The organism is Streptomyces sp. NPDC008079 (genome assembly GCF_042957385.1).
In the GTDB taxonomy this organism is placed as follows: domain Bacteria; phylum Actinomycetota; class Actinomycetes; order Streptomycetales; family Streptomycetaceae; genus Actinacidiphila.
Window position 1 is genome coordinate 1 of sequence record NZ_JBIBIC010000031.1, and the last position, 14,115, is coordinate 14,115.

At 73.5% G+C, this 14,115-nt stretch carries 7 protein-coding genes; 6 read left to right on the forward strand and 1 reads right to left on the reverse strand.

The features are described from left to right. The first annotated feature begins 164 nt into the window (after positions 1-164). From ACFZAM_RS36040 to ACFZAM_RS36055, 4 genes are all read left to right on the forward strand, one after another. Positions 165-1,445, forward strand: coding sequence for a sugar ABC transporter permease (locus ACFZAM_RS36040; protein ID WP_355343277.1), 1,281 nt, complete (start codon positions 165-167; stop codon positions 1,443-1,445). A gap of 17 nt (positions 1,446-1,462) precedes the next feature. Next, positions 1,463-2,386 (forward strand): ABC transporter permease subunit, encoded by a 924-nt coding sequence (locus tag ACFZAM_RS36045; protein WP_391052571.1) that lies wholly within the window; start codon positions 1,463-1,465, stop codon positions 2,384-2,386. Between the two features lie 199 nt (positions 2,387-2,585). After that, positions 2,586-3,620 (forward strand): class I SAM-dependent methyltransferase, encoded by a 1,035-nt coding sequence (locus ACFZAM_RS36050; protein ID WP_391052529.1) that lies wholly within the window; start codon positions 2,586-2,588, stop codon positions 3,618-3,620. A 101-nt stretch (positions 3,621-3,721) separates the two neighbouring features. Then, positions 3,722-6,034, forward strand: a complete 2,313-nt coding sequence (locus ACFZAM_RS36055; RefSeq protein ID WP_391052532.1) for a CDP-glycerol glycerophosphotransferase family protein — start codon at positions 3,722-3,724, stop codon at positions 6,032-6,034. A 121-nt stretch (positions 6,035-6,155) separates the two neighbouring features. Here the strand turns inward: ACFZAM_RS36055 and ACFZAM_RS36060 are convergent, their stop codons facing one another. Next, positions 6,156-8,447 (reverse strand): CDP-glycerol glycerophosphotransferase family protein, encoded by a 2,292-nt coding sequence (locus ACFZAM_RS36060; protein WP_391052535.1) that lies wholly within the window; start codon positions 8,445-8,447, stop codon positions 6,156-6,158. A 225-nt stretch (positions 8,448-8,672) separates the two neighbouring features. Here ACFZAM_RS36060 and ACFZAM_RS36065 point away from each other — a divergent pair, with 225 nt between their 5' ends. Both ACFZAM_RS36065 and ACFZAM_RS36070 read left to right on the forward strand, forming a co-directional pair. After that, entirely contained in the window at positions 8,673-12,377 is a 3,705-nt protein-coding gene (locus ACFZAM_RS36065; protein WP_391052538.1) for a CDP-glycerol glycerophosphotransferase family protein, read from the forward strand. 120 nt (positions 12,378-12,497) lie between these two features. After that, a complete protein-coding gene (locus tag ACFZAM_RS36070; RefSeq protein ID WP_391052541.1) occupies positions 12,498-14,108 on the forward strand; it encodes a hypothetical protein in 1,611 nt (536 codons plus the stop codon). Positions 14,109-14,115: the final 7 nt, after the last annotated feature.

Here is a 14,115-nt window from a genome sequence, read left to right on the forward strand (position 1 = left end):
CCCCGGCCCCCCCGGCTTGGGCTGGGGGGGGGGGGGGGGGGGCCCCCGGGGGGGCCCCCCGGGGGGGGGGGGGGGGGGGCGGGGGGGGGGGGGCGGGGCCCCCCCCCCCGCCCGGCCCTCTGCCCGGCCCGCCCGCCAAGGGACCGGGCCGCCGCAGGAGCCTGATGGGCACCCGTCCCTGGGTGGCCGCGCTCTTCCTGCTGCCCGCCCTGATCCTGCTGGGCGCGCTCGTGGTGTACCCGATCGTCTACACCGTCCAGCGCAGCCTCTTCGACGCCGACGGGAGCGCCTTCGTCGGTCTGAAGAACTTCGGCACGGTCTTCACCGACCACGGCATCCTCACCGCCGTGCGCAACAACGCGATCTGGGTGGTGGTCGCGCCGACCGTGGCGACCGCCCTCGGTCTGGTCTTCGCCGTGCTCACCGAACGGGTGCGCTGGAGCACGGCGTTCAAGCTGGTCATCTTCATGCCGATGGCCATCTCGATGCTGGCGGCCGGGATCATCTTCCGGCTGGTGTACGAGCAGGACCCGGGGCGCGGCGTCGCGAACGCCGTGGTGGTCGCGGTCCATGACACGTTCACCGACAACGCGGCCTATCCGGGCGCCCGGCCGCGGCCCGGCGGCGATCTCGCGCCGAGCGCGGGCGGCTCCTTCACCACCAAGTCCACGGCCCGGCAGGGCAGTCCCGCGGATCTGCCGCTGATCGGCATCCCGCAGAACAAGCTGCCCTCGAACGCCGTGGACGCCAAGCCCGCGCCCTCGCAGCCGGATTCGGTGACCGGCACCGTATGGCTGGACTTCAGGCCCGGCGGCACCGGGAAGCCCGGTGTGATCGATCCGGGCGAGAAGGCGCTGTCCGGTGTGAAGGTGCAGGCGGTCAAGGACGGCAAGGTGGTGGCGACGGCGAAGTCCGGGAAGGACGGCACGTACAAGCTGCCCGCGTCCGCCGCCGGGGCCCAACTGCGGCTGCCCGCCTCGAACTTCTCCGGCAAGTACAACGGCGTCAACTGGCTCGGCCCGAATCTGATCACGCCGTCGATCATCGGCAGCTACATCTGGATGTGGGCGGGCTTCGCGATGGTGCTGATCGCGGCCGGTCTGGCCGGAGTGCCGCGGGAGCTGATGGAACAGGCGCGGGTGGACGGCGCCAACGAGTGGCAGGTGTTCCGCCGGATCACCGTGCCGCTGCTGGCCCCGGTCCTGGTGGTCGTCACGGTCACGCTGATGATCAACGTGCTGAAGATCTTCGACCTCGTGTACATCATCGCACCCGGCAACACCCAGTCGGACGCGAACGTCCTGGCCCTCCAGCTCTATCTGTCGTCCTTCGGCGGCGGCGACAACCAGGGGGTGGGCAGCGCGATCGGTGTGATCCTGCTGCTGCTGGTCCTGCCGGTCATGATCTTCAACATCCGGCGGCTGCGCAGGGAGGGACGGCGATGAGCGCGGAATCGGCCGCCATGGCGGGCGGTCCTGAGACGGGCGGCCAGGCGGCGAAGGGCGGCGCGGTGCCCGAGGCCGCGCCGAGGCCGAAGGAGAGTGTGGCCGCGCGGATCGCGGCCCGCGCGAGCGGCGGCCTGGTGCGGGTCTTCCTGCTGGTGGTGGCGCTGTTCTGGCTCATGCCGACGATCGGGCTGCTGCTGTCGTCGCTGCGTACGCCGAGCGACATCTCGGCCAGCGGCTGGTGGAAGGTCTTCACCTCGCCGTCGGAGCTGACGGTCTCCAACTACCGCACGCTGCTGGACAATCACGCGATCACCGACTCGCTGGTGAACACCGCGCTGATCACCGTGCCCGCGACGCTGCTGGTCGTGGTGATCGGCTCGCTCGCCGGTTACGCCTTCGCCTGGATGGAGTTCCCGGGCCGCGACTGGTGGTTCATCGCCGTGGTGGCGATGCTGGTGGTGCCGGTGCAGGTGGCGCTGATCCCGGTCGCGCGGCTCTTCGGCGACATCGGGATCTTCGGTGACATCTCCGGTGTGGTGCTCTTCCACACCGCGTTCGGACTGCCCTTCGCGATCTTCCTGCTCCGCAACTTCTTCGCGGAGATCCCGCGCGAGCTGCTGGAGGCCGCGCGGCTGGACGGCGCGGGCGAGATCCGGCTGTTCGTGCGGGTGGTCATGCCGCTGGGCGGCCCGGCCATCGCGTCGCTGGGCATCTTCCAGTTCCTGTGGGTGTGGAACGACATGCTGGTCGCGCTGATCTTCGCCAACAGCGACGCGCAGCCGATCACGGTCGCCCTCCAGCAGCAGGTACGGCAGTTCGGCAACAACATCGACATCCTGGCGCCCGGCGCCTTCGTGTCGATGGTGGTCCCGCTGGTGGTCTTCTTCGCCTTCCAGCGGCAGTTCGTGTCCGGTGTGATGGCGGGCGCCGTCAAGTAGCCGCCGCGGAGCCGTCCAGCGGCCGTCCAGCGGCCGTCCAACAGCCGCCCGGGAGCCACCGGGTAGCCACCGGGGAGCCACCGGGGAGCCACCGGGGAGCGGCGCACGCGCGGGGCGGCGGGATATTCGGTACGAAACGGGGGGCGTCGGGCGCTTTACACTGACGCCCCCCACACCCGTACCGAACGGACATCCCCCCATGACCATGACCTCCGCCGAGGACCGGCTTCCCGCGCCCACCGAACTGGCCCAGGTCGAGGGCTGGTTCTTCCCCGTCGACCAGGTCCTCTTCGACTGGTTCCTGACCCGGCAGGTCAGCCGCACCGAGCCCGGCGACCTGCTGGAGGTGGGCGCCTATCTCGGCAAGAGCGCCATCTTCATGGGGAGTTACCTGCGCGAGGGCGACACCTTCACCGTCTGCGACCTGTTCGACGCCCCGGCCGAGGACAACGCCAACTCCGCCGAGATGAAGAAGTCGTACCCGACCTTGACCCGTCACTCGTTCGAGGCCAATTACCTCTCCTTCCACGACGAGCTGCCCGAGGTCGTCCAGGGCATGTCCTCGACGGTCAGGGACCGGGTCCAGCCGGTGTCGTGCCGGTTCGCGCACATCGACGCCTCGCACCTGTACGAGCACGTGCACGCCGACATCGAGACCTCGCGCGAGCTGCTGCACCCGCACGGCGTGGTCGCGCTGGACGACTACCGCTCGGCGCACTGTCCCGGCGTGGCCGCCGCCGTCTGGCAGGCGGTCACCTCCGGCGGGCTGCACGCGATCTGCGTGACCGAGAGCAAGATGTACGCCACCTGGGGGGATCCGGCCGAGATCCGCGCGGAGCTGCTGGCGTACGTGTCGGGCCGCGCCGACCTGTGGCACGAGGTGCAGACGGTGGCGGGCGCGCCGCTGCTGCGGGTCAAGGGCGACCGGGACCGTACGGTGTCGCCGTCGCAGCCGCCGTCCCGGCACGCGCCCGCCGCCGCACAAGCCCCTGATCAGACCGCAGGCCAGACCGCGGCCCAGACAGCGGCGCAGACCGCGGAGCACACCGAATCCGCCGCAGCGCGGACCGCGGGGCCCGCCGGGCGGGCCGAGTCGCAGGCCCCGACGGCCGCCTCCCCCGCCGCCCCCGCGCCGCGCCGCTCCCGGGCGCGCCGTCTGCTGGTCAACGTCCTGCCGCCGATCATCACCAAAGCACTTGTACGGATCCGCGACTCGCGACGCGTCGGAGCGTAACCAGCGGCGCGGCCACGCGTTCCCTGGATATAACGGGCACTCCGCGCGAAAGCCATGGGCGCCCGTGCGCCCCTCGCCCCCGTGTCGAACCTGGATGTGCTGTGCCCCGCTTCAGCGTCGTCGTCCCCGTCTACCAGGTGCAGGCGTATCTGCACGCCTGTCTGAAATCCGTGCTCGACCAGTCCTTCGCCGATGTCGAACTGATCGTCGTGGACGACTGCTCCCCCGACGGCAGCGGCGCCATCGCCGACTCGTTCGCGGCCAGGGACGCCCGCGTCGAGGTGCTGCACCTGCCGGAGAACATCGGCCTCGGCCGGGCCCGCAACGCGGGTCTCGCCCGCGCCACCGGCGACTACGTCCTGTTCCTCGACTCCGACGACACCATGGTCCCCGGCTCGCTGGAGGCCGTCGCCGCCCGGATCGAGCGGACCGGCGAGCCGGACGTGCTGGTCTTCGACTACGCCCGCACGTACTGGAACGGCGACGTCCACCGCAATCAGTTCGCGGCGATCCTCAGCGAGACCGGCCCCGAGGTCTGCACGCTGGACGACCGGCCCGAGCTGCTGCGGCTGATCATGGTGGCCTGGAACAAGGCGTACCGCCGCGACTTCATCGAGAAGTCCGACATCGCCTTCCCCTCGGGCTACTACGAGGACACCCCGTGGACGTATCCGGTGCTGATGGCCGCCGGGTCGATCGCGCTGCTCGACCGGGTCTGCGTGCACTACCGGCAGCGGCGCGGCAGCGGCATCCTGCACACCACCAGCCGACGGCACTTCGACATCTTCAAGCAGTACGACCTGCTGTTCGCGTTCCTCGACAGCCACCCGGAGCTGGAGCGGTGGCGGCCGGTGCTCTTCCGCCGGATACTGGATCACCTCACCACCGTCTTCAACTTCCCCGACCGGCTGCCGAATTCGTCGCGCCCGGAGTACTTCCGCCGCTGCCGTGCCCAGTACCGGCGGCTGCGGCCGAGCGGTTTCCGGGCCAGTCCCACCGGCCGCAGCGGGGTGCGGTACCTGCTGGTCGCGCTGGGCGCGCGGCGCACCTTCCAGGCGCTCGGCCGGGCACACCGGCTGCGGCTGCGCGCCACCCAGCGGGCGAGGGCGCTGTACGGCAGGCTGCGGACGACGGCGCTGCACGCGCACTACCGGGTGCAGCGGCGGCGCGCGCTCGACCCGGACCTGGCGGTGTTCTCCGCGTACTGGGACCGCGGCTACTCCTGCAATCCGGCGGCCGTCGAGGAGCGGCTGCGCGAACTGGCGCCGCACATGCGGACCGCGTGGGTGACCACCGCGGAGCACGCGCACACCCTGCCGCCGGGCGTACGGCGCCTGGAGCCGGGCTCGGCCGCGTACTGGACGGCGCTGGCCCGCGCCTCGTACCTGGTCAGCAACGTCAACTTCCACCGCAGGTACGCCAAGCGGCCCGGCCAGATCAATGTGCAGACCCACCACGGCACGCCGCTCAAGCACATGGGCATCGACCTCCAGGAGCACCCGGCCGCCGCGGGCACCACCGACTTCGAGCGGATGCTGCGGCACGTCGACCGCTGGGACTACAGCCTCTCGGCGAGCCGCCACTCCACGCTGGTCTGGGAGCGCGCCTACCCGTCGGGCTTCACGGCCCTGGAGTACGGCCAGCCGCGCACCGACATCTTCCACCGGGCCACCGCGCGCGACGTGCTGCGGCTGCGCGACGAACTCGGCATCCCGCGCGAGAGCACTGCCTTCCTCTACGCGCCCACGCACCGCGACTACCAGCGCGGTTACCGGCCCGCGCTCGACCTGGCGCGGATGGCCGACGCGCTGGGCCCCGACGTGGTGCTGCTGCGCCGCACCCACCACTTCTACCCGACGGGCGACCCGCGCGACGGTCTGGACGACCGGGCCCCGCACCCGCGGGTCATCGACGTGTCGGGGCACCCGTCGGCGGAGGAGCTGTGCCTGGCCTCGGACGGCCTGATCACCGACTACTCGTCGCTGATGTTCGACTACGCGGGCCTCGACCGGCCGATCGTGCTGCACGCCGCGGACTGGGAGACCTACCGGGCCACCCGCGGCGCGTACTTCGACATCACCGCGCACCCGCCGGGCCTGGTGGCGCGCGGCGAGGACGAGTTGACCGACATCCTCGCCACGGGGGCCTGGCGCGGCCCGCGTTCGGCCGAACTGCGGGCCGCCTTCCGGCGCCGGTTCTGTCCCTACGACGACGGGCTCGCCGCCGAGCGCGTGGTGCGCCGGGTGTTCCTGCGCGAGGACGGCGGGCTGCCGCCCGTGATCCCGCCGGAGGACCGGCACCTGGCCCCGCCGCCGTCCCGCGCCCGCGCGCTGGCCCCGCTCGCGGCAGACGCCTCCGATCCGTCCGGCCCGCCGCCGCTGGAGCCCTCGGGGCCCGACCCGCGCAGCCTGTAGCGGCCCCAAGGGCCCCGGCGGCGCGGGCGGTTCACCTGGTCGGGCCGCTCACGTGGGCCGGGCGGTTCACGCGCGCTCGGCGGTTCACGCGATCGGCCTTGGCTCCAGCGGCCCCCGCGCCTCAGCCGAGCGGGACCGCCGGGCGCTCCCCCGTGGGTCCCGCCGTCGGGTCCGCGTCCCGCGCACCGGCCGGGGCCGGGGCGGGACGGCGGTCCTGGAGCGGGCGGTACGGCAGCAGCGAGGGCTCGCCGAGCAGCACCCGGCGCACCACGCGCTCGGCGGCGAGCCCGTCGTCGTACGCGCAGAACCGCTGCCGGAAGGCGGCCCGCAGCGCCGCCGCCTCGGGGCCGCGCCACGCCCCCGAGCGGAAGGCGCGGGCCAGTCCCGCCTCGTCGCCCGCCACCACGCCCGGCGTCTCGCCGCGCCGCCCGGACAGCAGGTCGAAGTAGACGCCGCGGGCGGCGCGGTACGCCTCCCAGTCGGCGGCGTGCACGACGATCGGCCGGTCGAGGTTGGCGTAGTCGAACATCAGCGAGGAGAAGTCGCAGAGCAACGCGTCGGAGGCGAGGCTCAGTTCCTCGACGGACGGGTGCTGCGAGACGTCCATGATGGTGCCCGCCGCGTGCAGCGCCTCGAGCGCGTCGTTCTGCCCGTAGAAGTAGTGGGCGCGGACCATCAGCGTGTAGCCGGGGCCCAGTTCGCGGCAGAGCCGTTCCAGGTCGAGCGGGACGACGAAGGTCCGCTGGTAGTCGCGGTGGGTGGGCGCGTAGAGGATCGCGGTGGTGCCGGGGGCCAGGCCCAGGCTCTCGCGGGCGCGGCGGACCTCGTCGGCGCCCGCGGTGTGGAACACGTCGTTGCGCGGGTAGCCGCTGGGCAGCGTCTCGTAGCCGCTGGGGTAGACCCGCTCCCAGACCTCCGCGGAGTGCTGGTTGGCGGCCAGCGAGAAGTCCCACTGGTCGGCGTGGTCGAGCAGGCGGCCGAAGCTCATGCCCTTGCCGACGGCCGGGCGGGCGCGCAGGTCCATGCCCATGTGCTTGAGCGGTGTGCCGTGGTGGGTCTGGAGGTAGACCTGCTCGGGGCGCTTGACGACCTGGCCGGTGAAGTTGGCGTTGTTCACCAGGTACTTGGCGCGCGCCAGCACGTCCCAGTAGCGGCGGGAGTTGACCACGACGTGGTCGACGCCGGGCGGCATCGCCTCGCGGTCCTTCTTGTTGACCACCCACACCCCGCGCAGGTGCGGCGCGATCTCCTGGGCCTTGTAGTAGACGGCCGCCGGGTTGCAGGACACCCCGCGGTTCCAATAGGCCGCGTAGACCACGAGGTTGGGGTCGACGGGGCGGCGCAGCCGCAGCCGGTAGTAGCGCTGGTAGACCGCGCGGCCCAGCGCGTTCTTGCGTGCCCTGATCCGGCGGGCCAGCTTGCGCGTCCACGCCTGGCCGCCGAGCGCCGCGCGGTAGCGGCCGTAGCTGCCGGTGCCCGCGGCCCGCAGCCAGCGGCCCTCGTTGCTGTCGGGCGCGGTCCAGCCCGCGGGCCGGTAGCGGCCCAGCAGCCGTCCCGCGCGCCGGACGTACTCTGGCCGGGCGTCGGGCGTCAGCGGCGAGCCGTCCTCGCCGACGGCCGCGAGCAGGACGGCCATCCGCCCGTACAGCGCGGCGCGTTGCTCCCGCTTGCGGTCCTCGGCCTCGTCGCCGCCGTCGATCTCGGCGAACAGCGCCTCGTACCGGTCGAGTACGGCCAGGTGGTGGCGGCCGGGCGTGGTGCCGACGCTGATCCCGCGCCGCTTGCGCCAGCGCACGCCGACCCGGTCCAGGCACGCGATGCCGGTGGCGGCGAGCAGGACGCGGGAGGCGACGGCGACGTCCTCGTACGCGCCCTCGCCGAAGCGGAAGCCGCGCTCCTCCCAGAAGGCGCGGCGCAGCAGCCGGTTCCAGACCGCGGGGTAGGTGCCCAGGCACTCGGGGCGGTCGGACGCGGTGAAGACGGAGTCGCCCGCCTCGCCGAGGAAGTCGGCGTCGTCACTCTCCTGGATGTTCTCCCAGACGGTGAAGCGCTCGTGGTCGAAGAGCAGCACATCGGGGTCGCCGGTGGCGCGCAGCCGGGCGTCCGCGGCGGCCAGCGTGCCGGGCGTCATCAGGTCGTCGGCGTCCAGGAAGAGCAGGTAGTCGCCGGTCGCGAGGGCCGCGCCCGCGTCGCGCGCCGGTCCCGTGCCGCCGGTGCGGTCCAGCCGCAGCGGCTTGACCCGCGGGTCGGCGGCGGCGAATTCGGCGATGATCGCGCCGCTCGCGTCCGGTGAGGCGTCGTCGACGGCGACGACCTCGACGTCGGTGAAGGACTGCCCGAGCACCGACTCCAGACAGGCGCGCAGGAAGCCCTGGGCGCGGTGGACGGGGACGACGACGGTGATTCGGGGCATGACCATCCTGGACAGATCGAGACGTACCGGTACGGGATAGCGTCCGAGCGTACCAACCGGACACCCTGCGGCGGTTCACCCTTTCGCTCGTTCGGCTCACTCGCGGTGACCGGAAGGCGCTTCGGCGAGTTGAAGGAACGGCATTCGCATGCCGTCGTGCATGTGCCGTCGCGCGCGTGCCGTCATCCGTATGCCGTCGCCGTCCCGGAAGGACCGTTGCCCGCCATGACGCCCCGCCTCACTGTCGTCGTCCCCGTCTACAACGTCGAGCAGTATCTGGAGGAGTGCCTGCGGTCGATCGCGGCGCAGACCTTCACCGACCTCGATGTGGTGATGGTCGACGACGGATCGACGGACTCGGGCCCCGAACTGGCCCAGGCGTTCGCCGACCGCGACCCGCGCTTCCGGCTGGTCGCGCAGCCCAACGGCGGTCTCGGCCACGCCCGCAACACGGGGGCGCGGAACGCGGCGCCGCAGACGTCGTACCTGACCTTCGTGGACAGCGACGACGTGCTGCCGCCGCGCGCGTACGAGAAGCTGGTCGGCCTGCTCGACCAGTCGGGCTCCGACTTCGCGACCGGCAACGTCTACCGGCTCACCCCGCAGGGCCGCAGCCAGGCGTGGCAGCACCGGGGCATGGACAAGACCGTGCGGCGCACGCACATCACCCGTGACCTGGGCCTGCTGTCCGACCGGGTGGCGTGGAACAAGGTCTTCCGCCGCTCCTTCTGGGACAAGCACCAACTGGCCTTCCCCGAGGGCGTGCTGTACGAGGACACGCCGCTGACCATTCCGGCGCACTTCCTCGCCGACGCCGTGGACGTGCTGCACGAGCACGTCTACTACTGGCGGATCCGCGAGGGCTCGATCACCCGCCGCCGCACCGACGTCAAGGGCGTACGCGACCGGATCGCGGCCGTCGACGGGGTCTCGCGGTTCCTGGCCGACCCGGCCAACACCCGCTGGAGCAAGCACAAGCGGGACTACGACCGGTCGGTGCTCACCGACGACCTGCTGTACTTCATCGAGGCCCTGCCGATGGCGGGACCGGAATACCACCAGGTCTTCCTCGACCGCGTCCGCGACTACCTCGGCCGCGTCGACCCGACGCTCTTCCCCGCGCTGCCCGCCGAACTGCGCATCCGCTGGGAGCTGATCAGGGAAGGCCGGCTGGCGGACCTGCTGGAGGTGCTGGCGCACGAACAGCACGGCGGGCGGACCGTGTTCGACATCGCGGGGCCGCCGCTGCGCAAGCGCGCGGTGGTCGTGCGCGGCGACGGTTCGCCCGTGCCGCTGCCGCGCGCGGTGACCGCCATCGGCACGAAGGACCTGCCGGTCGTCGCCCGGCTCAGCCAACTGGACTGGCGCGACGGCAAGTTGATCCTCCGGGGCCACGCGTATGTGCGCAATGTGGACGCGGGCGCGCGCCGCACCTCGCTCAAGACGGCCGTGCTGATGTCCGGGCGCCGCAAGCTGCTGCTGCCGGTGCGGACCGTGCGGGTCCCCGAAGTGACCGACGGCGGACCGCAGGAGCGGCACTCGTACGACTGGTCCGGCTTCGAGATCACCGTCGACCCCAAGCGGCTGCGGGGCAAGGAGGGCTGGACGGCCGGGCAGTGGCGGCTCGGGATCGTCGTGGCGGCGGGCTCGGTGGTCCGCCCCGCGGCGCCGCGCGCCGACGACGCGGGCGCCGGGTCCTCGCCCGTCCCCTTCCCGCTGGACGACGACACCCGGCTCGTGCCCTGGTACAAGGACGGCCGGCTGCACCTGTCGGTCGAGCCGGTCACCCGCCGGATCACCGGTCACCGGGCGGACGGCGACGGCGGGGTCGTCTTCGAGATCGCCGTCCGCGACCGCAAGCCCCCGGTCGCGCTGCGGGCCACGCAGCAGACGACGGGCGCGGCCTTCGACTACCCGCTGACCGCCGACGCGGAGAGCACCGGCATCGACGGCTGGACGCGGCTGACGGCGCGCCTGGTCCTGGCCGACCTCGCGGGGGCGCGGCCCGACGTCGAGGGGCTGCCCAAGGAGGTCGCGCCGGAGACGGCCGCGGCCTGGTCGTTCGAGGCGGTCTTCGCCGACGGCGGCACCGCGCGGATCGCCGCCGCCGGGCCGCTGCCGCAGGGGCGTTACGACCTCGGCGGCGACGCGCTGCTGGCCGGGGCCCGGCGCGAGCTGGTCGTCGACGCCACCGCGGCGGGCAATCTGCTGCTGCGCGACCGTACGCCCCAGCCGCTGGCCACCCATGTGGCGCGCGCCACCAACGGCACCCTCCTGGTCACCGGTGAACTCCCCGCCGACACCCCGCCCCCGGCCCGGCTGGTCCTGCGGCACGGCACGTACGCGGCCGAGGTCGGCGTCGAGGTGACGCTGGCGGCCAAGGGCGCGGACTCCGCTGCCGCCGAGGCGGCGGGCGCCGTGGGGGCTGCGGGCGCCGCTGCGGCAGCGGGGGACGACGCCCCGGTCGCGGCGGGAACCCCGGCGCAGGCCGGGGCCGGAACGGCGTCTGCCGTGGCGGCGGAGGGAGCCGCGGGGCGGGGCCCGGCCGGCCCCGTACGCCGGTTCAGCGCCGCGCTGGACGTGTCGGCGCTGCCGCACGCAGGACGCTGGTATCTGCACCTGCGGGCGGCGGACGGCGGCGACGCCCCGGTGCGGATCGCGCGGGAGGCGTTCGCCGAGCTGCCGCTGCGGCTCCCGGCGGCGCCGGGCGCGCGACCGGTGACGGTCGACCGGCGGTTCCACGACCACCTGTTCGTGGCGGCCGGATCGCCCGTGCCCGCGGCGGACCGCGGCCCGTACCGGCAGCGGATGCTGCGCGAGCGGCGCTATCCGGTGCTGCTGCGCCGCCCGTTGACCGACACCGTCCTCTACAGCAGCTTCGACGGCCGCGACTGCGCGGACTCGCCGCGCGCCGTCCACGACGAACTGGTGCGCAGGGGCGTCCCGTTCGACCATGTGTGGGTGGTGCGCGACCACACCGTGGCGGTGCCCGCGACCGCCCGCGCGGTGCTGCGCGGCAGCGACGACTGGTACGAGGCGCTGGCCCGCGGCCGCCATGTGGTGACCAACACGCATCTGCCCGCGTGGTTCCGCCGCCGCGAGGGCCAGCGGGTCGTCCAGACCTGGCACGGCGCGCCCGTGAAGCGGATCGGCCAGGACCTGGCGGGCACGCTGTGCGCCGACCTCACCCACATGTGGCCGCAGCCGAGCCTCGGCCACCAGTGGAGCGTGCTGCTCTCCCCCAACTCGCAGAGCACCCCGGTCCTGCGCCGCGCCCTCGACTTCGACGGCGAGGTCGCCGAGACGGGGCTGCCCCGTACCGACCTGCTCAGCGGCGAGGACCGCGACAAGGTGCGCGAGGAGGTACGGGCCAGGCTCGGCCTGCCGCCCGGCCGCACGGTCGTGCTGTACGCGCCGACGGTCCGCGACGACGAGGCGTACGACGCCGAGCACGCCCGGCTGCACCTGCCGCTCGACCTGGCGGCGATGGCGGCGGAGCTGACCACCAGCCATGTGCTGCTGGTCCGCTCGCACCCGCTGGTCGCCGACACCCTCCCGGCGGTGCCCGGCGGCTTCGTGCGGGACGTCTCCGCCCACCCCGACCTCGCGGAACTGCTGCTCGTCGCCGACGTGCTGGTCACCGACTACTCCTCGGTGCTCGCCGACTTCGCGGTCACCGGCCGCCCGGTGCTGCTGTTCACGCCCGACCTGCCGCACTACCGCGACACGCTGCGCGGCTTCACCTTCGACTACGAGGCCCAGGCGCCGGGGCCGCTGCTGCGCACCACGGACGAGCTGACCGCCGCGCTGCGCGACCCGGAGGCCGCCGTCCGGAGCCGCGCCGACGCCTACGCGGCCTTCCGCGCCGCCTTCTGCCACCTGGACGACGGAGGGGCCGCCGCCCGCGTGGCGGACCTGATGCTCAGCTGACCCCCTGACACCCTGACCGAACCGCCGCCGGAACACGGAGCTTGTCATGACATCGAGCGAATTGGCCCCCGCCGCACACCCGCCGCGGCCGCACGACCGCACCCTCCTCAAGGCCGCGCCTTGCCGTCACTGACGACCGGAGAGGTCACCGCGGGCGACGGCGCGGGCGACGAGCCGGGGGCCGGTACGGCCGACGGCGCCGCGGTCGCGGCCGGGCGGGCCGGTCTGCCCGCCCGGCTGCTGGAGCGGGCGCGGGCCTGGCGGGTGACGCCGTACGCCGTCGTCGGGACGCTCTTCTGGCTGGTGGTCGCCGCGGCGGCCTGGCGTACGCCGATCGCCTCGGACTTCGGGCAGCACGCCTCGGCGGTGGAGCGGGTCAAGGCCGACTGGCGGCACCCGGCCAATCCGCTGCTCGACCTGCCGGGCACCGGCAGCCCGTACTTCTCGCCGTACATCGTGGCACTCGGCCTGATCGCGCGGGCCACCGGCGCCGCCGGGCGGGAGGTCGTGCGCTGGTGCGGCCCGGTGAATCTGGCGGTGCTGGTCACCGGCGTCGGCGTGTACGCGCGGACGCTGAGCAGACGGCCGATGGCGCCGGTCTACGCGCTGCTGGCCTTCACCCTGCTGTGGGGCGTGCAGGGCAAGGAGTGGAGCGGCTTTTGCGGGGTGTGGTCGCTGACCCGCGGCGCCTCGTACCCGAGCGCCTTCGCGGTCGGCGTCACCTTCCACCTGTGGGCGCTCACCGACCGGCTGGCGCGCCGCCGTACCACCGGCTGGGCCGGTTACGCCCTGCTCGGGGTGGCCTGCGGGCTGCTGCTGCTCATCCACCCGATCACCGCGCTGGCCGCGGCCGTCGGGATCGTGGCGGTGCTGACGGCCCGGCAGCGCGGCTGGTCGCGGCGGGTGACGGCCCGCTGGCTTCTGGCGGGCGCGCTCGCGCTGCTGGTGGCCGTGGCGTGGCCGTACTACGACGTGTTCTCGCTGGCCGGTGACACCACGGTCGACGCGGTGCACAAGCGGCTCTACATCCACCCCTGGCAGTGGTACGGGCTGGCGCTCGTCGGCCTCCCGCCGCTGCTGCTGCGCGCCCGGCGCGGCGTCCGCGACCCGCTGGTCCTGATGTTCGCCGCCTTCTGCCTGATCGTCGCCTACGGGTGGGTGAGCGGGCACTACACCTACGGGCGGGTCTTCGCGCTGCTGCTCGTGCCGCCGCAGTTCGCGCTCGCCGTGGAACTGGCCTCGATCCCGCCGTGGACCCGGCTGCGCGCGGTGCTCGCGCCCGTGGCCGCCGTCGCGCTCTGCTTCGGCGTGGCCGCGCAGATCGGCGCCGTCGTGCCGCAGCGCTTCCTGCCGGTGACCGTCGACCACCCGGTGCGCTGGCCGGGCTACGGCTGGGCCGCGGACCGCATGCCCGCCGACGCGGTGGTCCTCACCGACGGGTACTACGCCACGCACGTCCTGCCCGCCTACGGCTTCTTCCTGGTCGCCCCCACCTGGCCCGACCCGTCCACCCCGGCCGCCGAACGCGACCGCAGATTCGCCGCCGTGCGCACGTATCTGGACCCGAAGTCGACGGCGGCGCAGCGCGCCGCGGTCCAACGGCGGTACGGGGTCGGCTGGTTGCTGCTGACGAAATATCAGAAGGTGCCGGCCGGCGGGACCTTGGTGGCGACGGGGACCAGGACGGGTGACCGGCTGGTGCGGCTGGCGCCGGTGCCGGGCGAGTCCTGAGGCGGAT